The organism is Pseudomonas sp. RA_15y_Pfl1_P11, assembly GCF_963970975.1.
GTDB lineage: Bacteria > Pseudomonadota > Gammaproteobacteria > Pseudomonadales > Pseudomonadaceae > Aquipseudomonas > Aquipseudomonas tritici.
Genome location: NZ_CAXAOY010000022.1, coordinates 59,140 through 83,901 on the forward strand (window position 1 = coordinate 59,140; position 24,762 = coordinate 83,901).

The following is a 24,762-nucleotide window of genomic DNA, read 5'->3' on the forward strand; positions in this document are numbered from 1 at the left end:
AAGGCTTGTGTCATGATGATCCGACCGCAGGTTAGTCGTCCTCTTCCTATATGAATAGATCTTCCGCGTTGCTCCTTGCTTTTGTCTTCCTCAGCGGCTGCCAGGCCATGGCACCCGTGTCGCCGGACGGTACACCGCCCGTAGAAGACAGCACCCCCGCCCCTGAAAAGCCCAAGGTTTATTCATCGTTCAGTGAAGAAACGGTGTTCAGCCTGCTGAGCGCGGAGCTGGCCGGCCAGCGCAATCGCTTCGATATTGCGCTGGACAACTACGTGACCCAGGCCATCAACACCCAGGATCCGGGAATTTCCGAGCGGGCGTTTCGCATCGCCGAGTACCTGGGCGCCGACCAGGCTGCGCTGGACACGTCGCTGATCTGGGCGAAAAACGCACCGGACGACCTGGAAGCACAGCGCGCGGCGGCGATCCAACTGGCGCGCGCCGGGCGCTATGACGACTCCATGGTCTACATGGAGAAAGTCCTGCAGGGCAAAGGCGACACCCATTTCGACTTCCTCGCGCTGTCAGCTGCCGACACCGACCAGGACACGCGCAATGGCCTGATGAAGAGTTTCGACCGCCTGCTGCAAAAACATCCGAAGAACAGCCAGCTGATTTTCGGCAAGGCCTTGCTGCTGCAGCAGGGTGACGAAGCCGACGCAGCGCTCAAACTGCTGGAACAGAATCCGCCGGAAGAAGGCGAGGTTGCACCGATACTGTTGCGCGCACGCCTGTTGCAGAACCTCAATCGCGGCAAGGAAGCAATTCCGCTGCTGGAAAAAAGTATCAAGAAGTACCCGGACGACAAGCGTCTGCGCCTGACTTACGCACGCATGCTGGTAGAGCAGGACCGCATGGAGGACGCCAAAGTGCAGTTCGCCAATCTGGTCCAGCAATACCCGGACGACGACGAATTGCGTTATTCCCTGGCGCTGGTATGCCTGGAAGCCAAGGCGTGGGACGAGGCCAAGGGTTACCTGGAAGAGCTGATCCAGCGCGAAAGCCATGTGGACTCGGCGCACCTGAACCTCGGCCGCATCGCCGAAGAACGCAATGATCCGCAGGCCGCCCTGCTCGAATATGCCCAGGTCGGCCCCGGCAATGACTACCTGCCAGCCCAATTGCGCCAGGCCGATATCCTGATGAGCAACGGTCGCACCGATGAGGCGGAAAAACGCCTGACCGCCGCCCGCGATGCCGAGCCGGACTACGCGATCCAACTGTACCTGATCCAGGCCGAGACTTTGTCGGCCAACAATCAGGGTGAGCGCGCCTGGAAGTTGCTGCAACAAGCCTTGTTGCAATTCCCTGACGATTTGAACCTGTTGTACACCCGCGCCATGCAGGCGGAAAAACGCAATGACTTGGGGCAGATGGAAAAAGACCTGCGCCTGATCATCAAGCGCGACCCGGACAATGCGATGGCCCTCAATGCCTTGGGTTACACCTTGTCCGACCGTACTACGCGTTACGACGAAGCCAAGGCGCTGATCGAACAAGCCCACAAGCTCAACCCTGAAGACCCGGCCGTACTCGACAGCCTGGGCTGGGTGAATTACCGCCTGGGCAACCTGGACGAAGCCGAACGCTTGCTGCGCCTGGCACTGGAACGCTTCCCCGACCAGGAAGTCGCCGCTCACCTGGGCGAAGTGCTGTGGGCCAATGGCAAACAGCGCGAAGCACGACAAATCTGGGAAAAATTCCTCAAGGAACAACCCGAAAGCACCATCCTGCGCAGCACCATCAAGCGCCTGACCGGTTCCGAGACCCTTTAAGCTTATGTTCTTGCGCCACATCGTAGTGTTCAGTTTTATCGCCCTGCTCGCCGGTTGCGCGGGTTTCGGCGCCCGTGAATCCGTTGAGGGCCAGGGCAACCCGGCGCAATGGAAACAGCACAAAGACCAGCTCAGCAGCATCGATGGCTGGCAGATCGAAGGCAAAGTCGGGGTTCGCGCCCCCAAAGATTCCGGCAGCGGCACGCTGTTCTGGCTGCAACGCCAGGACTACTACGACATTCGTCTTTCCGGCCCGCTCGGCCGGGGTGCCGCACGCCTGACCGGCCGTCCGGGGCAAGTCAGCCTCGAAGTGGCCAACCAGGGGCGCTATGAGGCGACCTCGCCGGAAGTACTGCTTGAAGAACAGATTGGCTGGAAGCTGCCAGTGTCCCATCTGGTCTGGTGGGTACGCGGCCTGCCAGCGCCTGACAGCAAAAGCCGTCTGAGCCTGAATGGCGACAGCCGCCTGGCTACCCTGGAACAGGATGGCTGGCAAGTCGAATACCTAAGCTACGTAGAACAAAGCGGTTACTGGTTGCCCGAGCGCATCAAACTGCACGGTACCGACCTTGACGTCACGCTGGTGATCAAGGACTGGCAACCGCGCAAGCTGGGGCAATAACGTGGCAGTACAAACGCTGACCCTGCCCTCCCCGGCCAAACTCAATTTGATGCTGCATATTCTGGGTCGCCGCGAAGACGGTTATCACGAGTTGCAGACGCTGTTTCAATTTCTCGACTACGGCGATGAACTGACTTTCGCCGTCCGCGACGACGGCGTGATTCAGTTACACACCGAGTTCGAAGGCGTTCCTCACGACAGCAACCTGATTGTGAAGGCCGCCAAAAAAATAAAGGAACAATCCGGCTGCCCGCTCGGCATCGATATCTGGATCGATAAAATCCTGCCCATGGGCGGTGGTATCGGTGGCGGCAGCTCGAATGCCGCGACCACACTGCTGGGACTGAATCATTTGTGGCAACTGGGCTGGGACCACGATCGCCTGGCTGCGCTGGGTTTGGCGCTGGGCGCTGACGTCCCTGTTTTCGTGCGTGGGCACGCGGCTTTCGCCGAGGGTGTGGGGGAGAAACTCAGCCCGGAATACCCCGAAGAACCGTGGTACGTTGTGCTTGTTCCGCAAGTATCTGTAAGTACAGCAGAAATTTTTTCAGATCCGCTGTTGACACGTAACTCTCCTCCCATTAAAGTGCGCCCCGTTCCCAAGGGAAACAGTCGAAATGACTGCTTACCGGTTGTAGCAAGGCGTTATCCAGAAGTACGTAACGCTTTGAATTTGTTAGGTAAATTTACCGAAGCAAAATTAACCGGAACTGGAAGTTGTGTGTTTGGGGGCTTCCCAAGCAAAGCTGAAGCTGATAAAGTCTCGGCCCTTCTTACAGAGACCCTTACAGGGTTTGTAGCAAAAGGAAGCAACGTTTCGATGTTGCATCGTAAGCTGCAAAGTCTGCTCTAAAAGGAATCGAGTGTTAGGCACTCGTTGCAACAGATACAGGGGCGTCGCCAAGCGGTAAGGCAGCAGGTTTTGATCCTGCCATGCGTTGGTTCGAATCCAGCCGCCCCTGCCATTTTCCTATACTCATCCAGGTTACCCTCAGCCTCTAGGTACTGCGCGTGTCCAAGATGATGGTCTTTACGGGGAACGCCAACCCCGATCTGGCTCGACGTGTCGTACGTCAGCTGCATATCCCTCTCGGTGACATCTCTGTCGGTAAATTCTCCGACGGCGAAATTACAGCCGAGATCAATGAAAATGTCCGCGGTAAAGACGTCTTCATTATTCAGCCGACCTGCGCTCCGACCAACGATAACCTGATGGAACTCGTCGTGATGGCTGATGCCTTCCGCCGCTCCTCAGCGACTCGAATCACAGCTGTAATCCCTTACTTTGGTTATGCTCGTCAGGATCGCCGTCCGCGTTCCGCACGTGTGGCTATCAGCGCGAAAGTCGTTGCTGACATGCTGACCGTGGTAGGTATCGACCGTGTTCTCACGGTTGACCTGCACGCTGACCAAATCCAGGGGTTCTTCGATATTCCGGTAGATAACATCTACGGCTCCCCAGTCTTGGTGGATGACATTGAAGACCAGCGCTTTGAAAACCTGATGATCGTGTCCCCGGACATTGGTGGCGTCGTGCGTGCACGGGCCGTTGCCAAATCCCTGGGCGTTGATCTCGGGATCATCGACAAACGCCGTGAGAAAGCCAATCACTCTGAAGTGATGCATATCATCGGTGATGTCGAAGGGCGTACCTGTATTCTGGTTGATGACATGGTCGACACCGCCGGCACCCTGTGCCACGCGGCCAAAGCCTTGAAAGAGCACGGTGCAGCTAAAGTCTTCGCCTACTGCACACACCCTGTGCTGTCGGGTCGAGCGATCGAGAACATCGAGAATTCCATGCTGGACGAACTGGTGGTGACTAACACCATCCCGTTGTCCGCTGCTGCTCAAGCCTGTTCGCGTATCCGTCAACTGGATATCGCACCGGTAGTTGCCGAAGCGGTTCGCCGTATCAGCAACGAAGAATCGATCAGCGCGATGTTCCGTTAAGGGTCAAACCTTCGGCACACCTCACTGACGAAAAGCGCCCCGCCCCAGCATTTTGTTGGGGCGGGGCTTTTTTGCCCATATCGCCTTTAGCGCTGGTCGCAAACGCTGGGGCGAATGTGGTTATTTTGGAGATACAACATGAACGATTTTACTCTGAATGCTGAAGTGCGTTCCGACCTGGGGAAAGGTGCGAGCCGCCGCCTGCGTCGTCTCGCAAGCCTGGTTCCAGCTGTAGTTTACGGTGGCGAAAAAGCCCCTGAATCCATCAGCATGCTGGCTAAAGAAATTGCCAAACTGCTCGAAAACGATGCGGCCTACAGCCACATCATCGAGCTGAACGTCGGTGGCAAAAAGCAGAACGTCATCATCAAGGCTCTGCAACGCCACCCAGCCAAAGGCCACGTACTGCACGCTGACTTCATCCGCGTTGTAGCCGGTCAAAAGCTGAGCGCTATCGTACCTGTGCACTTCGTCGGTGAAGAAGCACCGATCAAGAAAGGTGGCGTTGTTTCCCACACTGCTACTGAGCTGGAAGTAAGCTGCCTGCCGAAAGATCTGCCTGAGTTCATCGAAGTCGACCTGTCGGCTGCTGAAATCGGCACCATCATTCACTTGTCCGACCTCAAAGCCCCTAAAGGCGTTGAATTCGTCGCTCTGGCTCACGATGACGACAAGGCTGTTGCCAACGTCCACGCTCCACGTGTTGTCGTAGAAGCTGACGAAGCTGAAGAACCCGCTGCAGAGTAATTTCTCTCTGTAACGTCGGAGCTTGAGGAAACATCGCGGACCGAAACGTAGCGAGAAAGCGGGCGATAACGCGAAGTTTATCTCTGGATAAGTTAGCTTCTGTCGTCCACTTTCGCCGCAACCAGGTTGCGGCGATGTTATCCACAACTCCAAAGGAAGGGCCCCTGTCGTGACTGCCATTAAACTGATCGTTGGCCTGGGAAATCCAGGCGCCGAATACGAACAGACCCGGCATAACGCGGGGGCCCTTTTTGTTGAGCGCATCGCCCACGCACAAGGTGTAAACCTTGCGGCCGATCGCAAATATTTTGGCCTGACCGGGCGCTTCTCGCATCAGGGTCAGGATGTTCGTCTGCTGATTCCCACCACCTACATGAACCGCAGCGGCCAATCTGTCGCGGCGCTTGCGGGCTTCTTCCGGATCAAACCCGAGGAAATCCTGGTGGCCCATGACGAACTGGACCTGCCACCCGGCGTTGCCAAGCTCAAGCTCGGCGGCGGGCATGGCGGGCACAATGGCCTGCGCGACATCATTGCGCAGCTGGGTAATCAGAATAATTTTTACCGTCTGCGGCTCGGCATTGGCCACCCAGGCGTTGCCAGTATGGTTTCAAATTTCGTCCTGGGTCGTGCGCCACGCGCCGAACAGGAAAAACTCGATGCCAGCATCGATTTTGCCCTCGGCGTGCTGCCGGATATCTTCGCCGGTGAATGGAACCGCGCGATGAAAAACCTGCACAGCCAGAAGGCCTGACTCTTACCGAGGGGAAACACCATGGGATTCAATTGCGGCATCGTCGGCCTGCCCAACGTCGGCAAATCCACCCTGTTCAACGCCTTGACCAAGTCCGGTATTGCAGCGGAGAACTTCCCCTTCTGCACCATCGAACCCAACAGCGGTATCGTGGCTATGCCGGACCCGCGCCTTGCGGCATTGGCGGCCATCGTCAATCCCAAGCGCGTCCTGCCGACGACCATGGAATTCGTCGACATCGCCGGCCTGGTAGCCGGTGCGTCGAAAGGTGAAGGCCTGGGTAACAAGTTCCTGGCAAACATCCGCGAAACCGATGCCATCGCCCACGTAGTCCGCTGCTTTGAAGACGAGAACGTGATTCACGTCTCCAACAGCGTTGACCCGAAGCGTGACATCGAGATTATCGACCTGGAACTGATCTTCGCCGACCTCGACAGCTGCGAAAAGCAACTGCAGAAGGTTGCGCGTAACGCAAAGGGCGGTGACAAGGATGCAGTGGTCCAGAAAGGCCTGCTGGAGCAGCTGATTGCTCACTTCACCGAAGGCAGGCCTGCGCGCAGCCTGATGAAGAACATGAGCACCGACGAAAAAGCGGTGATCAAGGGCTTCCATCTGCTGACGACCAAGCCTGTGATGTACATCGCCAACGTTGCTGAAGACGGCTTCGAGAACAACCCGCTGCTCGACGTGGTCAAGGCTATCGCCGACGAAGAAGGCGCGATCGTGGTCCCGGTGTGCAACAAGATCGAAGCGGAAATCGCCGAGCTGGATGACGGCGAAGAGAAAGACATGTTCCTCGAGGCCCTGGGCCTTGAAGAGCCTGGCCTGAACCGAGTGATCCGCGCTGGCTACGAAATGCTGCACCTACAGACTTACTTCACCGCCGGTGTCGAAGAAGTCCGCGCCTGGACCGTCAAAGTCGGCGCCACCGCGCCACAGGCTGCGGGCGTGATCCACACCGACTTCGAGAAGGGCTTCATCCGCGCCGAAGTGATCGCCTACAACGACTTCATCCAGTACAAGGGCGAAGCCGGTACCAAGGAAGCCGGTAAGTGGCGCTTGGAAGGAAAGGAATACATCGTTAAAGATGGCGATGTGATGCACTTCCGCTTCAACGTGTAGTAGCACCCGCGGTTTACCCCGCAAACAAAAAAGCCGATGCAGTTGCATCGGCTTTTTTGTGGCCGCTCTCTCGTCAAATGTAAAATCTTTTCTGTTCACGGACGCACCTATGAACAGGACACTGACTGAAAAACCTTAAATAAAAAGTTCGGCATACTCCGCACCTTTTACCGAAAAAAACCGCTCGCACCAAAGCTATTCCTTATTATTTTAAGACTTCTCTTACACCCATTTTTTATAAACAAGCCAATAGAACCTTGATAGTTTTTAACACCCACTGCTTAAGCCTTAAACATGATGTTATGCATTGACGGGATCATGACATCAGAAAAAAATCCTGTTTAACTGAGTGCACATGGAGATATACCCACATAAAGCAGCCACCACACTGGAGCAAAACGCTATGTCGACGCTCAGTCAGAATAGGCTTATAACAGATATATCTTTTTCTGATTGCCCGAGTATCGAAACCACGGTAAATAGCACAGCGGCTCTCGATGTAGATATTCTGCTACTGGGAGAAACAGGTACTGGTAAAGATACCTTGGCGCACCATATACACCACCTCTCCCGCCGCAAAGGAAACTTCGTCGCGGTCAACTGTGCTGCCATTCCGGAAAGCCTTGCCGAAAGCCAGCTATTCGGCGTAAACAGTGGCGCCTACACGGGCGCCATGCAATCTCGGGCTGGCTTCATTGAAGCGGCCCATCTGGGCACCTTATACCTAGATGAAATCGACAGCATGCCGCTGACGCTGCAAGCAAAACTTTTACGCGTATTGGAATCCCGTGGGGTGGAACGTTTAGGCTCTACCCGATTCATCCCAGTAGACATGCGCGTGATTGCATCAGCCCAACACGCCCTGCACGACATGGTCGAGCAAGGTACCTTCCGTCGCGACCTATACTTTCGCTTGAATGTCGTAGGTATCCACCTCCCAACGTTGCGGGATCAGCCAGGGCGGATCATACCTATGTTCCTTGAGATGATTGAGCAGGAGGCTGATCACTTCAAATGCCATCCCCCTCCCCCTCCCAGTAACCAGCTGTTACAGCAGTTGCTGTGCCACTCCTGGAGAGGCAATGTCCGCGAGCTACGCTCCACGGCGAAGCGCTTCGTACTCGGCCTGCCACCGCTCTCTACTACAGTGATGATCCGCCAGGAACTAGACATGAGCCTGAAGACACGCTTGCATCAGATGGAGAAGTCGCTGATTGAGGAGTCGCTTCGTCAAAACAGCCACTGTGTCGACAGTGTGGCGAATGAGCTGGGTGTTGCCAAAAGAACGCTCTACCACCGAATGAAGCATCTAGGCGTATCACTGAACTGAGAATGCCTTGAACGTGCGCCGGGCAAAAAGTAGCACATTTTTTGAAACATACCTTCCAGTGCCGCAGGGAACGCATACATCTCTTGAACCACATAAATAGTGGAACAGCATTGCGGTGATAACCCCGTCTTAAAGTATCGCTGAATCCAGTAAAACTAACGTTATACAAGGAGAAACAACATGGCTATTCCTGGCAGCTCATCCTTTTCACCTTATTCGGGCGGTTTCGGCAATAACAGCAGCATGTCTGCTCAAGATGCCGACGCAGGCCTTGAAGCCTCAGAAGCAAAAAAACGGGCGGATGGCGTAAAAAACGCATTCAAAGCGGCAGAAAATGCTAATACCAGCGGTATCAAATCAGCCGTTGACGCCCTGCGCTTGTAATTAAACGATAGCACCTTGGCCTTTCCGACATACCTCTGCGGAGAGGCCATCAAGTGAACTTTGCTATTCCCACTAAACACTGCAAATCTATACCACTCAGCGGCGGGGCTCCATGATGATAAACGTTATAAATCCTGCTGAAATCAGACTGTCTGGTGTCTCCAGAACAGACGACGTGCACGCCTCAAGTACAGATGTGAACTTTTTCAACTCGGCCTTGACTCCCTCTTCATTCCCGAACATGGCGGTCAGTCATTTCAATCCACCCACCCTGTTTGCCGACGCCGCCGACACGCTAACTTCCGTCACTGATCGCATGACCAAGAGTTTGCGCGCACTCAGCGGCACAAACAAACTCGACGAGGCTAGAAAATATCCAAGTCAGCTTTCCGACGCCTTGCTACTGACGCACCTGTTGACGAAGAGCGTCGGCAAGACGGCCCAATGTATCGATAAAATCAGCAACCTCCAGTAGGTTAAAATGAACCGCCCGCTATATATCGCATTCATCCTGTTTTTCTCATTCCTATTGAATGCCTGCAGTGAACGTGTCGAGCTTCATCGCCAACTCACTGAACAGGAGGCCAATGAAGTCGTAGCAGAACTGGCAGACAAACATATTCGCGCCACGAAAGTCCCCGAAAAAGATGGCGTCATTGTGGTTGTCAATGCATCCGACATGGCGCGTGCCGTACGAACACTCGAGGCCGTCGGGCTCCCTCGAGCAGCACGCGCTACGCTGGGCGACACCTTTCGTAAAGAAGGCGTGATTTCAACGCCGCTGGAAGAAAGAGCCCGCTACATCTACGCATTATCCCAAGAGTTGGAAACAACTTTATCGAACATTGACGGCGTTGTCGTAGCCCGCGTACATGTGGTATTGCCGGAGCGCGTTGCTCCGGGGGAGCCGGTACAACCCGCCTCCGCCTCCGTGTTCATTAAACATGACCCGCGGCTTGACCCGGACAAAATCAGGGCGCGTGTTCGCAGGATGGTTGCAAGTAGCATTCCGGGTATGGCCGTAGCAGTCGACAACCCGCAAAAACTGACAGTCGTCTTCGTGCCCGCGACAGCTTATCTGGACCCACAGCGGCTGGCCTACTTTGGGCCGTTTCTGGTTCCTGGAGATGACATCTTTTTTTGGCAAACCCTAGTGACTGTCACGCTGCTTGCCATAGTGCTTTTGATATCGGCAGGCGTGTTCTGGCATAAGCGAACCCAACAAGTCCTGCACGACTCTGTATTACCGGCTCAAACACATGGGCCATCCCATGACCTGCCGGCGCATTCAAACAATGAGTAATCTTGTATGGGCCCAATGGTGGGCAGCCCCATGGTTACATGCGCATGAAGACTGGAAAACGATAAAAAAATACGCCGCGCTTGTGGAGCTTCATCGCAGTCGGCAGGTAGTCACGGGTACACATTACGGCGTTGCCCCCTGCCTGCCTCCAGTACCTGACCCCACAGTACTTCAATTGGCAGTTGCTTCAATGAAACAACTGGATCTGGGCCTCGCCCTGATCGACGGCATCTACCGTCCTACCTACGCAACGGCACTGGATAAGCACCATCACCAGTGGTGTAACAGTCTGTCCAAAGCGTTGCCCGTTGATATCCTGCAGCCCAATAACGATCCGTTGCAATTACTACGCGTCTGGATCAGCCCTGCTACCTGGCAACGAATCAGGCTGCGCTTTCCTCGCCGACGCGTCCTTGACCTGGAAGAAAAAACACTGACGCTCAACGGCTCTCATAGCCGTCTCGATACCCTCTGGCATGCGGTGGTATGGCGGATGGGCACGAACGGCAACAGTGACGCTTTTGATTCATGGGAACAGGGAGATCAATGATGTTATGCCGACGCAAAATCGACTCGCTTGGCGCAACACCTCCCGTCCCGGGAAGCCTGGTCTCGTGCGAAGCACTCGCAAGTTACACCCTGGCCGGTGACGTGGTGGAACAGGCGAAGGCAGCGGCTAGGCAATTACTTCGAGAGGCACACGAACAACGTGAAGCCTTGCTCGAAAAAGCCGGCCTGGAAATATGGCAGCGTGTGAATACCCAACTTCAACGTTGGGAAGTCGAGCGTCAGGCGTTATGTGACAGCCTCGAACGACACGCTACGTCGATTGCCAACCAGGCTATCTATTTGCTCCTTGAAGAAACGCCCGCCCCACACCGCATTGCCGCCCTTATCAAGCAACTGGTGGCATGCCACGTTCCCGCAATCAAAGCAACACTGGTGTGCAACCCACATGAACTTGAGACTGTAAGGCGATGCCTGGACAGCGGCGGTAATAATCACTGGACGCTGCGCGCAGAAAATTCGATCGAACCGCAAATGCTCCTATTGAATACCGAAGAGGGCGACTTCCGCATTGACTGGATCTCCATGGTCAACACCCTCATGAAAAATGATGACGGCCCTTTGAAATAAGACGAATGAATACATTTCATGAAATAAAACCCGAGTCCCATGGAACCAATTTGAAATATTTACCAAAAAGGGATGTACGCCTAGAGGAAATCCCATGAATTATTTCGACGGTTTTAAAAGCAAACTCTTAAGTGATGCACGCCACGTTAAACGAGATCTCACTTACGCACTAGAAAACAACTCCGGGTCTGCGGAAGATATGGAATTTTTTTTCGACCTCATCACTCACCATCGCAAATCTGAATATGCACTGAACGAGCAGACCCGCGTGCAGTTCATGCTACTCAAATCCGGCCTGGACAGCGCACAGTAAATTGGAAGCGTTACTTGCCGAGTATTTGAGTCGTGGCACTGGGGAATTCAGATTATTCGAGAATGATGACGAAGTTGTCCTGCGTCTCTGTTCGACCACTCTGTTGCTAAGCGTCCAATTGACCCAATCCCCCCCCAATAAATCAACGCTGATGACCTGGATGCGACTCGGAGCGGTCAGCCTGGCACATTTTCGGGGTGCTCTCGCTCAGTCTCCAGTGAGGGGTGACCTCTGGCTGATTCATTGCGTGCACGACAGACACGACGCACAGCATCTGCAGCGCTGTATCGAGTCCCTGCTCAACCAACGCGATACCTGGCGCGCCACTGTCGCGCGCCTGAACAAGCCGGTCCATCCGTTCAAACCTACGTCGCTACGCTCGTTGCAGCACTAGATAGGGAAGCTTTTATGTATAACAATCTCCTCAAGCGCAGCAGCTTGCGCCTCAACCCGCCTGAAATTCCTTGCAAACGGCCTGACTGGCGATGCCTGGTCGCATTTGCCTGCTTGCTGGCCCCGGTGCACAACAGCCTTGCCGCCATCCCCGCCGAATGGAAAAACACCGCCTACGCCTATGAAGCTGAACACAAACCCTTACGGGAAGTGCTCGAAGACTTCGCCCAGACCTTCGGCACGCAACTGCAAATCGAGGGCCTGCTCGAAGGCGACGTCAACGGCAAGATCCGCGCGAATACCCCGCAATCGATGCTGGACAGGCTGGGCGTCGAGCACCGTTTTCAGTGGTACCTCTACAACAACACCCTCTTCATCAGTACGCTGGACCAGCAGGAGTCCGCGCGCCTGGAAGTCTCCTCAGAAACGATTGCCGACCTCAAGCAGGCGCTGACCGATATCGGATTGCTCGACAGCCGTTTCGGTTGGGGCGAGTTGCCGGAAGACGGTGTGGTACTCGTCTCCGGCCCCAAGCGCTATATCGATCAGATCAAGCAGTTCAGCAGTCAGCGCCGCTCGCCGGATGAGAAGCAGAGCGTGCTGAGTTACCCGCTGAAGTTTGCCAGTGCGGCAGACCGTCACGTGGATTATCGCGGTGAGAAGCTCATCGTACCTGGCGTCGCCACTATTCTGCGGGGGCTGCTGGAACCACGTTCTGCCTCTGCGCTCACTGGACTGAGCCGGCGCCCGACGTCCCAGCCTGCCCCGCTCACCCCTAACGTCCCTCGGCTGGGCAACCCATTGCTAGGCCAAATGCTCGGTGCAAATGGCAATAGCGGGCAGTTCGACGCAGCCCCCGCATTGACCCCGCGCGCGCCGGTCTCCAACAGCCGGATACGCGTCGAAGCCGACCTGCGCAACAACGCGGTGCTGATCTATGACTTGCCGGAACGCCAGGCCATGTACCGTGAGTTGATCACGCAACTTGACGTCGCGCGCAAGCTGATCGAAATCGATGCGATCATTCTGGATATCGAGCGCACGCAGTTGCGCGAATTCGGGGTGACCTGGGGCTTCCAGAACAGTCGTTTCCGGGGTGGCGCGAACATGGCACCCGGTACCTCGTCGCAGTTATCGATCGAGAACCGTGATCGCTTCTACGCAGATATCCGCGCGCTGGAAGCCAAAGGGCTGGCAACCATGGTCTCAAACCCCTCGGTGCTCACCCTAGAAAACCAACCTGCGGTGATTGACTTCAACCGCACCCAATACCTGACCCCCGGCAGCGAATACGCAACTATCTTACCGGTCACCGTGGGCACCAGCTTTCAGGTCGTGCCCAGGGTCACCACCAGCCGCGGCGTTCACCAGATCCATTTGGCAGTGGATATTGAGGATGGCAATTTCGACGAGACCAACCCCGACCCCAATCACTTGGATGTGCGCCGGGGCAAGGTCAGCACACAAGCTGTGATGGAAGAAAAACGTTCGCTGGTGGTCGGCGGTTTCCACGTCACTGAAAGTTCTGACAGGCAAAAAAAGATCCCCCTGCTGGGGGATATTCCACTGTTGGGCAAGGCGCTGTTTTCCTCGACCGAACGCCAGAATAATCGGCGTGAGCGCTTGTTTATCCTCACACCACGCGTCATCGGCGACCAGGACGACCCGTCACGCTACTTGCCGCAAGCCGACCAGGGCGAGTTACAAGCCGCTCTCACACCACTGGCCAGGCGCTATTCCCCTCATGAGCCGGTGATCAAACGCAGTGACATCATCAGCACCCTGGCACGCCTCGTTAGCGGGGAAGTGCCCAAGGCGTTCAACCCGGCACCGATGCCTCTGGGGCTGAACACCTTGTGCAGCACCCGAGACTTGCTGGCATTGAATACCGAACGCAGCCAGTGGTACGCCGGACCGGAATACAACGTGGCGGTCGTGGTGTTGCGCAACCAGTTCAAGCGCAATGTGCGTATCGATGAAAAGGAATGCAGCAACTCGCAGACCCTCGGGGTCACCGTGTGGCCACGCGCCTGGCTCAAGCCAGGTGAAGAAGCCGAGGTATTTATCGCCATGCGCCCCGCGTTGAAGGATGAACATGTCAGTGTGCCCCGTCCGTCCTTGATCACTTCCGATAAAAAGGCTACGCCATGAAACTCAGACTTTTGTGCATGACCCTGATCGGCGCAGCGCTGCTCATCACCGGCTGTACGCCCACCTGCAAAGGTGATTCGTGCTCACGCCCGCAATCGACCAAGGACAAGATGGTGATCTGGTGGCCGCCGCAGATGCGCGTCGAACCTGGCCCCGCCGGTGAGCGGGCGGATTACCAGACTGTGTCGCTGGAACGATGAGGACCCAGGAAATGCCCGACGACAAACGCCAGGTATTTCTGGACAACCTGGTGAGCGGCGCTGCTGCTCACTTGTCCCTCGCGCCCGGTATCAAGGTGTGCTCACTGCCCGCCGGAAATCGCCCAGGGCTGGCCCTGCAAGTCGCACGCGAAACGTTGCAGCCCGGGCAATTGCAGCGAGCGTTGGAGCGACGTTTTGAACAGGCTGTGGCGTTCGATGGCTGTTTTATCTACCTCGACGCCAAAGGCCATTTGGTGATCTGGCATGCATTGCCGGCAACGAACAGCACCCTCGACAGGGTCCTCAGCCGGATGCTGTCGCTGGCCAATCTGCAAGCCTTGGACAGATGATTAACGCTGCTCGAGTTCCGGCAGTTCCAGAGTTTCGCGCTTGGCTTCATCATCGAGTTCGCGCAAGGTGCGGTAAATCAGCGCCACAGCCTGCAAGGTTTCGCGGGGAATGCTGGCTCCCAGTTTTTTCGTGTAGAGCGTGCGGGCCAGCCACACACACTGGATTACCGGCACATCGGCCGCCTTGGCGCGCCGGATCAATTTGCGCGCTTCGCCATCTGTGCCCTTGCTCACCAGCAGGGGCAGCGCCGTTTTACCGGGCCGGTAGTAAAGGGCCACGGCAAAGTGAGTCGGGTTGACCACCAGCATATCGGCCTCTTCCAGCTTGGGCAGCTTGACCTTGGGTTCTTCCTGAGCCATCTGATGCGCCAGTGCACGTCGCTGCCCTTTTACGTGAGGGTCACCTTCCATGTCCTTGTACTCTTTGACGACCTCCACTTGGGTCATGCGCATGCGCTTGGCAAAGAAGTGCTTGACCATTACCAGGTCGATAAGCGCCAGCACCAGCAGCACGCCGAGGCAGGCATGCAGCAGGTGACGAAACAGCGCAATCAACGCCAGGATATAACTTTGCAAATCCGTGTTGGCCAAGTTAATCAGCGTGCCCAATGAGGGCCGGATCACCACATACAAAATCAAAGCAATAAGAAATGCTTTCGCAACGCTCATCAATAGGTTCATCAATTGCTGGGCTGAGAACATTTGCTTGATTTGGCTGATCGGGTTGAGGCGGTTGAAATCCAGCTTCAGGGTCTCCGGAGCGAACAGCAACCCGAACTGCATCCAACTGCTGATGAGCTTGGCGGCAATCGCAACCCCGACCATCAACAGGGCGAATGAGAAAAACACCACCAAACCCTCGGACAGCACCTCTTCCAGTGCTCGCGCAAAGGGCTGCGTCAGGCGTGACATCGGCAAGATCATCAATTGCTGGAAGCGTTGCAGGCTGGTCTCGGCGGTGAACAAGGCAATCTCACTGATGGCGGTCAGCACCAGTAACTTTGCGACATCCTGGCTTTGGGCAACCTGGCCTTTCTTGCGTTGGTCACGCAGTTTTTTGGCTGAGGCAGGGTGTTTTTTTTCGCCGGAATCACTCATGGGGTGGCGACCTTTATCAAGAGACCGAGTGAGTGTTTCAAGTCGCCCAGCAGGCTCATGCGCCCGACGATCAGGTCCTGCAGCAGTGCAAAGTACAGCAACAAAATACCGATACCTGCCAGGCATTTGACCGGTGGCGCAAGCGTGCTCACTTGTAACTGTTGGCTGTAGACCCCCAGCAGCGCGATACCAAACTCCAGCAACAGCAGTACCGCAATAAAAGGCGCTGCGTAGAGCATCATGTGTGTAAAGGTATCGCCCAGCAGATCGACAAACAGGCTCATTCCATTCGCCGCCGGTAGCGGGAACCACACCGTGGGAGGCCAGATCAGGTAGCTGTCCCAGATCACCTGGGTCAGCGCGCCCAACCCCAGGGTGGTCATCAGAAGAAAAATGGCCAATTGCTTGAACAAATGCCCCATCGGGGTGGCATCCGGCCCCAACGAAGGGTTGAGCTGGCCACCGGCCAAGGCTCCGCGCTGGTTATCCAGCAACGCTCCCACTGCCTCGAACATCCAGAACGGCATCGACAGCAGCACCCCCAGCAACAATCCCAGGGCAATTTCCTTGAGCACCAGCCCACCGAGTATGAGCGCCGAATAGTCGTGCCCCTCCAGCGCCGCGTGAATACCCGGCGCGGGCAGCAGCGCCAGGACCATCACAATAGTGCCGCGGAGCCTGCCGCGAATATGTTGAAAACAGAACGCTGCCACCAGAATGGCGCAGGGATAAATACGCGCCATGCCGATGAGCAAGCTGGGCAGATACTCCAGGTACAGCAGCACAGGCGCTACCTCAGTTCAGGGCCGAGCGGCCGATCATGTCGAAGGCCAGATTGATCAGTTGGATCAACTCCACGCCGATCCAGCGCCCGGTCATGATCAAGGTGATACCCACCGCCACTAATTTGATACCGAAGGGCAGCGTCTGGTCCTGTATCTGCATCAGCGCCTGTACCAGCGATGTCAACACACCCACCACCACCGCCACAATCAACGGCGGTGCCGTCAGTACGACCACCAGCAGCATGCCCTGCTTGAACAACACAATCGGTTCCATAAGCCCCTCAGAGATAGGAAAGGAACAGGCTGTCGAGCAGACGCGACCAACCGGACACCATCACGAACAACAACAGTTTGAGCGGCAGGGAAATAGTCATCGGCGAAACCATTTGCATACCCAGCGCCAGCAGCAGGTTGGAGACAATAAGATCGATGACGATAAAGGGGATGTAGATCAAAAAGCCGATCTCGAACCCCGCCTGCAGTTGCGACAGGACAAACGCCGGGATCAACAGGATCAGGTCCTCGCGTTGTACCTCTTGGGCCATTTTCGCCGGCCAAAGGCGTGCGGTATTTTCCAGCAGATGAGTCAGCACATCCGGGTCCACGTTGCGCAGCATGAAGGCACTCAACGGTTGGATGGCCTCACGCCCTGTCTGCAGAAACAATTGCACGTTGGACGTGTCCAGGGGGGAAACCTTGAGGCGCTCGGCGATCGCGTAGCCCACCGGCGCCATGATGAACAGGGTGGCCGCCAACGCTATGCCATTGATGGCCATGCTCGGCGGCACTTGCTGCACACCGATGGCATTGCGGGTGATCATCAACACAATGACAATCTTCAAGAACGATGTGCAGATGATCAACAGCATCGGCATCAACGACAACGCAGCAACGAATATCGCCAGGATGAGGGGGTCTACCCCCTGAAATGTCATTGACCGAACATCACGCGGGACAACTGCAAGCCCAGGCGGCCGTCAATTTCCACCAACTGCCCCTGACCTATAGGCCGGTCCCCGTAATAGAGGCCAGCCATGCCCGGCGCGTAACCGGCAATACCCAAAACCGCGCCGGGCGAGAGGTTGCGTAACTCACCCAGGGTAAGGTTCAGCGTGCCGCAGCGTACGTTCAGCGCCATGCTCAGCTCATCGAACGGTTCGTGGCCGAATACATCCATGACGGGTGCATCCTCCTCTTCCCCTGAGTAGTGGGGGGCTATGAAATCCTCGTCCACAGACGTGTCCTCAATTGAAGTTAGGGTCAGGCGCAACGGTCCAGTGTCATCGTCGATACAACCGCGCAGTCGCTGGGTACCAACCTGTAAATAGCCACTGCCCTGGGCTAGAAAAAAGATCTGTTCAAGCACCAGCACATCACCGGGCCTCAGGCTGCGTGCCTGCGCGATCGGTAACTGCAGACGTCCAACGGTCACCGCAATGGCCAATCGAAACGAGGCGGGCATCGGCACCGCCGTAGCACGCCATGGCCCGGCATCGCACAACGCCAGGAAGCTCAAGGCGCTCAGCCACACATACCCCTCGACCCGAGATTTCCCCAGGGTCACACTGAGTCGGCAGCCAAACGCTGTGGGTCGATCGATCTCCAGCAATCGCACAAAGCCGAACAGCGCTCTCACCTGAGGACTCAGGTGATGCTGGAACACCGCCCAGAACCACGAATCCGGATCATTACCGGACGGGGCCAGCGTCACCGGGCATTCACCCAGCAGGCTAAGCAACGGTCCTGCCTCGGCGAGCGCCAGCACACCACACACGGTTTCAAAGCACACAGCCTCGCCACCCGCGGGCGCACGTCCAGGCTCAAGCCGCAACTGACCGCCCTGCCCCGCCACCTCAAACGCCAGGAACAGCCCACGTCCCAGTCGACGCCGGGCGGCAACCGTATCGCCGTTGACCAAAGGGAGTGTCAGCAGCGGCACCATCATGCGAAGCCGACATTGGCCATTAACACGCTGGCTGGCCGCCCCAGCATTTGCGTAAACCGGCCCTCAACCTGTTGCCGCACGCCGCTGAGCCAACGCGCAGTAGCCTCTTCCTCCGCGTCCAGGTCGATACTCCAAGCACCCTGCTCGCGACGCACACTGGCGTTGATCCGCCCCAGGCGAGGCAGGTACAACACTGCCTGAAGCGGCCACTGCGAAGCGGCCTGCAGACGAGGTGCCAGTTGTTCGGCAAGCGCCTCGATCATGGCTGCACCCTCCACGCCCTTCGTTCCCGACAGAGAAGTTCCCGCACCCGAGCCGTCACCGTCATCGGCCCAAAACTGGGCGAATAACCGCGTCAACTCCGCGGGCACTACGCCTGCAATTCCCGACTCTCGCGCCTCGCGTGTTTCCCGCAGCTGCGGGCGTTCTGCGGGTTTATCTGAAACCTGGGTCATATCGGCTCCTGCGCCAGTAAAAGGGATAACTCCTGAAGTTTTTCCACCTGCCGCAGGCATTCCGTGACCTGTTTCTGGGCACTGCCAACGCGGGTCTGCTTTTCTTCCCGCTGGCCCCGCAAGGCTTCCAACTGCCCCATGTCTCGTCGGGTGCTGGCCGACAAGGAGCGCTCCTGGGTTCCCCAGGATTTCAGGGCCTGCAGGGTCAGTACCTGCCCCTGGTGCTGGCTGAGTAACTGAGCACTTTGCAGGGCCTCCTCCTGCCGGGTTTGCTCAAGCGCATCCTGGGCCTGCTGGATATGCGCGAGCAGAGCCTGCTGGGCTCGCTTGGCCTCACGCAAGGCACGTTCGGCCCGGTCTGCCCGGTGCCGACGCAGGCGCCGCAACGTCTCGACTTCACCGAGCAACACATCAGAAAGGGACATAGGCCGTCAGCTCCTTGAGTTGCGCCAGCGTCCCCTCCATCGGTGCAGGCTCACGCAAGTCCTGGCGCAAGAAATTGTCGACCGCCTGGCGACTGTCCACCGCCAGATCAGTCAAGGCATCGCTGCCAGGTTGGTATTCACCTAGCTTGAGCATCAGTTCGATTTGCTGATAGGCCGACAACAAACGCCGCAACGCCGTACCCGCCTGGATATCCGCAGCCTCGGCGACGTTACTCAAGATCCGCGACAGGCTCGCCAGCACATCCACTGCGGGGTAGTGCCCGCGCTCGGCCAACTTGCGGGACAGCACGATATGACCGTCGAGCAGCGAGCGAACCTCATCAGCCACCGGGTCGTTCATGGAGTCTTGCTCGATCAACACGGTATAGATCGCCGTGATCACCCCTTCACGCGTCAACCCGGCGCGCTCCACCAGCCGCGGCAACAGGCTGTACACCGAAGGCGGCAGGCCGCCACGACCGAGGGGTTCGCCGGCGGCCAGGCCGATTTCGCGCTGGGCCCTGGCGAACCGGGTCAGGGAGTCGATCAGCAGCAACACGCGAAGCCCCTTGCGCCGATACCCTTCAGCCAATGCAGTCGCCGTGAAGGCCGCACGGGCGCGCTCCATGCTGGAACGATCGGACGTGGCACACACCAGTACTGCTTTGGAACGCAGTTGCTCATCGAGCTCATGATCGAGGAACTCACGCAGCTCCCGACCCCGCTCGCCGATCAGACCGAACACGATGACATCGCACTCAACGTTACGGGCGATCTCGGCCAACAGGGTGGTCTTGCCGCAGCCCGCCCCCGCGAACAGGCCCACGCGCTGACCCTCGCCCAGCGTCAGCAGGCCATCGATAGAGCGCACCCCGGTGGCCAGCGCGCGGTTGATCCGCGGGCGCTCGGTGGGCAACGGCGCCTCACACAACACCGCACTCGTGTCCGGCAAGTCGGCCTCGACAAACGCACTGGGGCCTTCTCCCGTGATCGGCCGCCCGAAACCATCCAGCACCTGGCCCAGCAATGCGTCGCTGACCTGGACCCGATGCGCTACACCAAGACGCTCCACGCCAGCGCCCACCCGCACCCCTTCCAGGTTGCCCAAGGCACTGAGCACGGCATCTTGCTGATCAAAACCAATGATCTCGGCCAACATGTAGTCGCCAGGTTTTTTCTCCACCCGACACAAATCACCGATACGCGCCTGAGGCAGCCGGCACTGCAGCAACATGCCATTGACTCGCTGAATGCGACCTCGCATCGTCACAGGCGCAAAAGTGGCCAACGACTGGGCCTGGCGCTGCTGCCAGGCGTCGAGGCGTGCTTGCAGTTCCGCGCTCACCAGCGCACCTCATAACGCTGCACGCCATCGAAGACCACCTTGCTGTTGTCGATCAACACTAGGCGCAGGCCGTCCACCTCATCCCCGACAAAAAGTCGACTGCCCTCCTCCAGGACCACATGACCATTGGGCCCACCTACGATCTGTACGATCTTGAACGGCAACGTCCCATCGCGTACGCGCACACGGCTGATCACCGGCACCGCGCTGTCGAACTGCGCGCCAAAGCGGCTGAGCATGCGCGCGACCAGGTCCACTTCATCCTGTGAGACGTCCCCACTGAGCGCGACCTGCCCATTGATCACTTGCAAACCGACTCGCTGGCTCAATTCCCGTTCGCGGAGCATCTTCAACAACTGCTGGCGTACCTCAAACGGTGAGGCCAGTTCCTGTTTCTGCACCACAGGCGGCATCAAGGAAGCCATGGCCTCGGGCTTCCCGGTGGACGCCATGCCCACCACAACAAAGATGACCGTCACCACCAGCACCAGCGTAATCAGACGCTTCTGCTGCGAATGCGAGATGGCCGATAACTTAAGCGCCCGTGCAGGCTCATTGACCCGTGGCGACGCTGTCGCTACGGGGGCGGGCGCCTGGGGCCAGGGTTCATCGGCCAAGGTCACACACAGCCGCACACTGCCGACCAAAAACGTGACGTTGAGCGCCAGGCGTGCGATCTGTGACAACATCTGACCATCGGCATCCTGCAAAAGCCCCGCTTCAGCCTGCACCGACCAGTTCGAGTCGATGAGTCGCAGCCGCGCATGCTGCTCGGCGATGCCCGGGTCGTTCAGCACCAAGTCAGCATCGGCGTGTGCACCGATGCTCCACTGCTCCCCAAACAATGGCAACGCAGCGCCTTGATGCAGCCCATCAAGCACTCGCAGCTCGAACATCACCGAGCCCTCCGTGCTGAACCCAGACCAACCTTCATGCCACCGCACCGCGCATCAATTCATCCTGGCCCAGGTCGAAACGACCCAGTACTTTGACCTTGGACGTGCTGCTCAGCTCGGCAAAGGACAGCACCGGCACGTGGTTGAATTCTTCCAGCAACAAGGTCCGCAGGGGGCTGCGCAAATCCTGCGCCACCAACATCACGCTCTTGAGTTTCGGGCGCACCGAGAAGGCTTGGTTGAGCAGCCCGACCAACGCCGCGCTATGTTCGTCGTCGAGTGCGAAGAACACCCCGGTCTGCGTCTGGCGTAGCGCTTCACGCAGGATGTTTTCGGTCTGCGGCGACAGCAACCAGGCATGCAGACCGTCGGCTTCGCTGTACTGATGGTAGATCTGTGCCTTGAGCGCAATGCGCGCGTAGTCGGCCAGCGCGTCCGGCTCACGTTCATGCTGGCCGTACTCGATCAGTGACTCGACAATCAGTCGTACAGCCCGCAACGGCACACCTTCGCTGGCCAAGCGTTGCAACACCGCTGAAAAACGCGACAGCGGCATGATCCGCTGCAGCTCCTGAACCAATTCCGGCTGGTTGTGCTCCAGCCAACTAAGGATCGACTTACTCTCCTGAATCCCCAGGAACTGGGGCCCGCTGAGCATCATTGCCTGCTTCATGCGCTCAACGATCAGGCTCGCCGCGGTGAAGCGTTCCACCTGTGGATCATCGAGCAGCGGATCATTCGGCGCCAGCCAGACCCAATGCTGTTCATCGCGATCTGCCAAACCCGGTATCGCGTGTGCAGGCTCGACCGTCAGCGCCTTACGCTCAACCGCCACATGAGTGACCACCGAGGCCTTGACCATCGGTACCTCATGCACACAAAAGCGCATTTCATCATCGGCGAGCGAATCATCGAGCTCCACCTCGAACGGTGGCAGTGTCAAGCCGATATTGGCGACCAGTGCGTTCCGGGCCTGGCGAATCGAGTGGACAAGATCCGTCACCTCAGGCGTCCCTCGCAGCACCGGAGAGAACTGCAACAGGTATGGCCTTGACGGATCAAACCCACGCAAGTCCTCACGACCGTTCTCTTCGGGACGCACCGCTTCTGCGGCTTCAGCTTCGGGTTGCTCCTGCCGTTGACGCTGGCGCATCAGGTAGTACCCCAAGCTACCGGTTATCGTCGCGATAAGGATAAACACCCCGGTAGGCATGCCGGGTACTGCGGCAAATGCAAGCATCCCCACCGAGGCGATCATCCAACTCTTGGGTTCGCTGGTCATTTGCCGGGCAATTTCGGCGCCCATGTTGCTGGCACCCTTGCGTCCGTCCGGTGCCACACGGGTAATGATCATGCCGGCGGTGAGAGAAATCAGCAGCGCCGGAATCTGCGCAATCAGGCCGTCGCCGATGGTCAGCACCGAATACAGTGCCATTGAATCCGCAGCACTCAAACCATGTTGGAACATGCCCGTGGAGAAGCCACCCAACAGGTTGACCACAACGATAATCAAGCCCGCGATGGCATCACCCTTGACGAACTTCATGGCCCCGTCCATAGCCCCGAACAATTGACTCTCGCGCGACAACTGCTCGCGTTTGTCCCGAGCCTGCATGCCGTCAATCAGGCCAGCACGCAGGTCGCTGTCGATGGACATCTGCTTGCCGGGCATCGCATCCAGGCTGAACCGCGCCGCCACTTCGGCCACCCGCTCCGAGCCCTTGGTGATCACCAGGAAGTTGACCAGGGTCAGGATCAGGAAGATCACCATCCCCACGGCCAGGTTGCCGCCGACCACAAAATTGCCGAAGGCTTCGACGATGTCACCGGCGTCTTGCTCCAGCAGGATCAGGCGCGTGGTCGCGATCGATAGCGCCAGGCGAAACATGGTGGTCAACAGCAGAATCGACGGGAACGAAGAGAACGCCAGGGGGCCCGGCAGGTACAGTGCCAACACGATCAGCAGGCACGAGATGCAGATGTTGAGCGCGATCAGAATGTCCACCAACCAGGTGGGCAACGGCACGATAAAAATGAAGACGATGGCCAGCACCACCACAGCGCCCAGCACTTCGGCGCGCTGCGCAACCTTGAGCAAAAAGCGGTTGATGGCCGAAATTGCCGTCACGCCATGGCCCCCAGTTCACTCGGAAAACGTGCAGGGCCACGCGCGAGCCGATCCAATTCCCCCATCACCGCCAGGAAGCCACGAAGGGTTTCTTCACGCACTCGACTGTCGAGCCATAACGCTAAGGGCAATTGCTGGACCAAGGGGTAAAGGGCATTGAGCGCCACCAATTGCTGGGCATTCGGACCACCCGCCAGTTCATCGCCGATCCGTAGAATCTCAGCAGCGGTGATACCAGTACCGGCGAAACTCAGCATGCGCTGCAGCAAGCTCACTGCGTCGTGATTGATGCCCAGGCGCTGGAGCAGCGCATGACAACCCGCCAGCACCCCGCTCAACTGCCCACAGCTTTGCAGGCCCAGTAACAACGTGCGCAACAGCGGTGTCGGCATTGACGACACCTTGGCCGCGATATCGTCCGCCAGCGCTTTGCGCATCACGTTGAGCCCGTCGGCAAACCGTTCGCCGCCGTACACGCCGAGCAACGCCTGCATCATCGTCGACAACGATTGGCGCGTGACCACACTGGCGTAGTAGAGCGTACGCAGCGCCTGGCGCTCCTGCGGATCGACACTGGCCGCCTGCAGTGCCACGGCGATGTTCAGGCCGGCCTGAATCTCCCCTTTGAAGCGGACCTGCAGCTTGGCCATGGCATCACGCGCCAATGCCGCCTCGGACGGTCGCACGTCAGTGTCTGCCTGGGCCGCCACATATTTGAGCACGACAAACGCGCGCGCGGGGTCGCCTTCGGAAAGCTTCAGCAATTCTCCAACGTCTGCCCGCTGCCGTAGCGCTTCCCTGACCAGCAAAGAAATCATCGCCAGGGTCTTCTTGGCCGGATGACCTAGCTGACGATAAAGCTCCGCCATATGCTCGATCGGAGGCACGTGCACGCTCATCTTCCGCTGACTCAAGGGCTGGCTATTGTTTTCCACTTCCAGGTTGAACAGGTAGGCGAGCTCATCCACGCCATTGACGGGCGCAGGCGTAGAGGCCTGGATGACAGCAGGTTGATCCAGAGGACGGACCGTTTGCACATCGGGGGAGGATTCGACTTTCATGGACAGACCTGAACAGGAAGAGTGTTTCCCTGTGTGGCAAGGCCTGCTCAAACGGTTCCATCCAGCCGGATCCAGCGACACATTTGAAAA

The 24,762-nt window shown here is 57.6% G+C and carries 28 protein-coding genes and 1 tRNA gene; 18 read left to right on the forward strand and 11 right to left on the reverse strand.

Annotated elements, in window-relative coordinates; all coding sequences use genetic code 11:
* Positions 1-50: 50 nt before the first annotated feature.
* The 18 genes from AACY44_RS23740 (at position 51) to AACY44_RS23825 (ending at position 14,534) form a co-directional block, all read left to right on the forward strand.
* Positions 51-1,775 (forward strand): tetratricopeptide repeat protein, encoded by a 1,725-nt coding sequence (locus AACY44_RS23740; protein WP_339419596.1) that lies wholly within the window; start codon positions 51-53, stop codon positions 1,773-1,775.
* 4 nt (positions 1,776-1,779) lie between these two features.
* Positions 1,780-2,397 (forward strand): lipoprotein insertase outer membrane protein LolB, encoded by a 618-nt coding sequence (gene lolB, locus AACY44_RS23745; RefSeq protein ID WP_049710107.1) that lies wholly within the window; start codon positions 1,780-1,782, stop codon positions 2,395-2,397.
* A gap of 49 nt (positions 2,398-2,446) precedes the next feature.
* Complete coding sequence (gene ispE / locus AACY44_RS23750) at positions 2,447-3,250, forward strand: 4-(cytidine 5'-diphospho)-2-C-methyl-D-erythritol kinase (RefSeq protein ID WP_370467897.1); 804 nt, start codon at positions 2,447-2,449, stop codon at positions 3,248-3,250.
* A gap of 37 nt (positions 3,251-3,287) precedes the next feature.
* Positions 3,288-3,362 (forward strand) — tRNA-Gln (locus AACY44_RS23755).
* Between the two features lie 46 nt (positions 3,363-3,408).
* Positions 3,409-4,350, forward strand: coding sequence for a ribose-phosphate pyrophosphokinase (locus tag AACY44_RS23760; RefSeq protein ID WP_003208392.1), 942 nt, complete (start codon positions 3,409-3,411; stop codon positions 4,348-4,350).
* A 138-nt stretch (positions 4,351-4,488) separates the two neighbouring features.
* Positions 4,489-5,097: a 50S ribosomal protein L25/general stress protein Ctc gene (locus AACY44_RS23765; RefSeq protein WP_339419601.1), complete on the forward strand. Its 609-nt coding sequence runs from the start codon at positions 4,489-4,491 to the stop codon at positions 5,095-5,097.
* Positions 5,098-5,266: 169 nt separating this feature from the next.
* On the forward strand, positions 5,267-5,851 hold the full coding sequence (gene pth / locus AACY44_RS23770) for an aminoacyl-tRNA hydrolase (RefSeq protein WP_017529915.1): 585 nt from the start codon (positions 5,267-5,269) through the stop codon (positions 5,849-5,851).
* A 21-nt stretch (positions 5,852-5,872) separates the two neighbouring features.
* Complete coding sequence (ychF, locus tag AACY44_RS23775) at positions 5,873-6,973, forward strand: redox-regulated ATPase YchF (RefSeq protein WP_339419602.1); 1,101 nt, start codon at positions 5,873-5,875, stop codon at positions 6,971-6,973.
* A gap of 403 nt (positions 6,974-7,376) precedes the next feature.
* Positions 7,377-8,303, forward strand: coding sequence for a sigma 54-interacting transcriptional regulator (locus AACY44_RS23780; RefSeq protein ID WP_339419603.1), 927 nt, complete (start codon positions 7,377-7,379; stop codon positions 8,301-8,303).
* A gap of 180 nt (positions 8,304-8,483) precedes the next feature.
* A complete protein-coding gene (locus tag AACY44_RS23785; RefSeq protein WP_339419605.1) occupies positions 8,484-8,687 on the forward strand; it encodes a hypothetical protein in 204 nt (67 codons plus the stop codon).
* A 112-nt stretch (positions 8,688-8,799) separates the two neighbouring features.
* Positions 8,800-9,162, forward strand: coding sequence for a type III secretion apparatus protein RspB (locus AACY44_RS23790; protein ID WP_339419606.1), 363 nt, complete (start codon positions 8,800-8,802; stop codon positions 9,160-9,162).
* Between the two features lie 6 nt (positions 9,163-9,168).
* Complete coding sequence (sctJ, locus tag AACY44_RS23795; protein WP_339427190.1) at positions 9,169-9,990, forward strand: type III secretion system inner membrane ring lipoprotein SctJ; 822 nt, start codon at positions 9,169-9,171, stop codon at positions 9,988-9,990.
* Positions 9,983-10,540 carry a type III secretion protein gene (locus AACY44_RS23800; RefSeq protein WP_339427191.1) on the forward strand — a complete coding sequence of 186 codons (558 nt, stop codon included), beginning with the start codon at positions 9,983-9,985 and terminating at the stop codon, positions 10,538-10,540. Before sctJ ends, AACY44_RS23800 begins: the two co-directional genes overlap by 8 nt.
* Positions 10,540-11,127 (forward strand): type III secretion system stator protein SctL, encoded by a 588-nt coding sequence (sctL, locus tag AACY44_RS23805; protein WP_339427192.1) that lies wholly within the window; start codon positions 10,540-10,542, stop codon positions 11,125-11,127. Before AACY44_RS23800 ends, sctL begins: the two co-directional genes overlap by 1 nt.
* A 94-nt stretch (positions 11,128-11,221) precedes the next feature.
* Complete coding sequence (locus tag AACY44_RS23810; RefSeq protein ID WP_339419611.1) at positions 11,222-11,440, forward strand: hypothetical protein; 219 nt, start codon at positions 11,222-11,224, stop codon at positions 11,438-11,440.
* A 408-nt stretch (positions 11,441-11,848) separates the two neighbouring features.
* On the forward strand, positions 11,849-13,984 hold the full coding sequence (gene sctC, locus AACY44_RS23815) for a type III secretion system outer membrane ring subunit SctC (protein ID WP_339419613.1): 2,136 nt from the start codon (positions 11,849-11,851) through the stop codon (positions 13,982-13,984).
* Positions 13,981-14,184, forward strand: a complete 204-nt coding sequence (gene hrpT, locus AACY44_RS23820) for an HrpT family type III secretion system protein (protein ID WP_339419615.1) — start codon at positions 13,981-13,983, stop codon at positions 14,182-14,184. Before sctC ends, hrpT begins: the two co-directional genes overlap by 4 nt.
* Before the next feature lie 11 nt (positions 14,185-14,195).
* Complete coding sequence (locus AACY44_RS23825) at positions 14,196-14,534, forward strand: transcriptional regulator (protein WP_339419617.1); 339 nt, start codon at positions 14,196-14,198, stop codon at positions 14,532-14,534.
* Here AACY44_RS23825 and sctU read toward each other — a convergent pair whose 3' ends face one another.
* Genes sctU through sctW form a run of 11 tightly spaced genes read right to left on the reverse strand, consistent with a single transcriptional unit; the run spans position 14,535 to position 24,672 of the window.
* The gene (sctU, locus tag AACY44_RS23830) at positions 14,535-15,632 is read right to left on the reverse strand and encodes a type III secretion system export apparatus subunit SctU (protein ID WP_339419618.1); all 1,098 of its coding nucleotides are present in this window, start codon (positions 15,630-15,632) and stop codon (positions 14,535-14,537) included.
* Entirely contained in the window at positions 15,629-16,417 is a 789-nt protein-coding gene (gene sctT / locus AACY44_RS23835; RefSeq protein WP_339427194.1) for a type III secretion system export apparatus subunit SctT, read from the reverse strand. The genes sctU and sctT overlap by 4 nt, the downstream gene beginning before the upstream one ends.
* A 10-nt stretch (positions 16,418-16,427) precedes the next feature.
* Positions 16,428-16,691 carry a type III secretion system export apparatus subunit SctS gene (sctS, locus tag AACY44_RS23840; RefSeq protein ID WP_339419621.1) on the reverse strand — a complete coding sequence of 88 codons (264 nt, stop codon included), beginning with the start codon at positions 16,689-16,691 and terminating at the stop codon, positions 16,428-16,430.
* A 7-nt stretch (positions 16,692-16,698) separates the two neighbouring features.
* Positions 16,699-17,352, reverse strand: a complete 654-nt coding sequence (gene sctR / locus AACY44_RS23845) for a type III secretion system export apparatus subunit SctR (protein ID WP_339419623.1) — start codon at positions 17,350-17,352, stop codon at positions 16,699-16,701.
* A complete protein-coding gene (locus tag AACY44_RS23850) occupies positions 17,349-18,362 on the reverse strand; it encodes a FliM/FliN family flagellar motor switch protein (RefSeq protein ID WP_339419625.1) in 1,014 nt (337 codons plus the stop codon). Before AACY44_RS23850 ends, sctR begins: the two co-directional genes overlap by 4 nt.
* Positions 18,359-18,817 carry a type III secretion system HrpP C-terminal domain-containing protein gene (locus AACY44_RS23855; RefSeq protein ID WP_339419627.1) on the reverse strand — a complete coding sequence of 153 codons (459 nt, stop codon included), beginning with the start codon at positions 18,815-18,817 and terminating at the stop codon, positions 18,359-18,361. The genes AACY44_RS23850 and AACY44_RS23855 overlap by 4 nt, the downstream gene beginning before the upstream one ends.
* On the reverse strand, positions 18,814-19,242 hold the full coding sequence (gene sctO / locus AACY44_RS23860) for a type III secretion system stalk subunit SctO (RefSeq protein WP_065879669.1): 429 nt from the start codon (positions 19,240-19,242) through the stop codon (positions 18,814-18,816). Before sctO ends, AACY44_RS23855 begins: the two co-directional genes overlap by 4 nt.
* Positions 19,229-20,587 carry a FliI/YscN family ATPase gene (locus AACY44_RS23865; protein WP_339419630.1) on the reverse strand — a complete coding sequence of 453 codons (1,359 nt, stop codon included), beginning with the start codon at positions 20,585-20,587 and terminating at the stop codon, positions 19,229-19,231. The genes sctO and AACY44_RS23865 overlap by 14 nt, the downstream gene beginning before the upstream one ends.
* Positions 20,584-21,483, reverse strand: coding sequence for an FHA domain-containing protein (locus AACY44_RS23870; RefSeq protein WP_339419632.1), 900 nt, complete (start codon positions 21,481-21,483; stop codon positions 20,584-20,586). The genes AACY44_RS23865 and AACY44_RS23870 overlap by 4 nt, the downstream gene beginning before the upstream one ends.
* Positions 21,484-21,517: 34 nt before the next feature.
* Positions 21,518-23,611: a type III secretion system export apparatus subunit SctV gene (gene sctV, locus AACY44_RS23875; RefSeq protein WP_339419634.1), complete on the reverse strand. Its 2,094-nt coding sequence runs from the start codon at positions 23,609-23,611 to the stop codon at positions 21,518-21,520.
* Positions 23,608-24,672 (reverse strand): type III secretion system gatekeeper subunit SctW, encoded by a 1,065-nt coding sequence (sctW, locus tag AACY44_RS23880; protein ID WP_339419636.1) that lies wholly within the window; start codon positions 24,670-24,672, stop codon positions 23,608-23,610. Before sctW ends, sctV begins: the two co-directional genes overlap by 4 nt.
* Between the last annotated feature and the right edge of the window lie 90 nt (positions 24,673-24,762).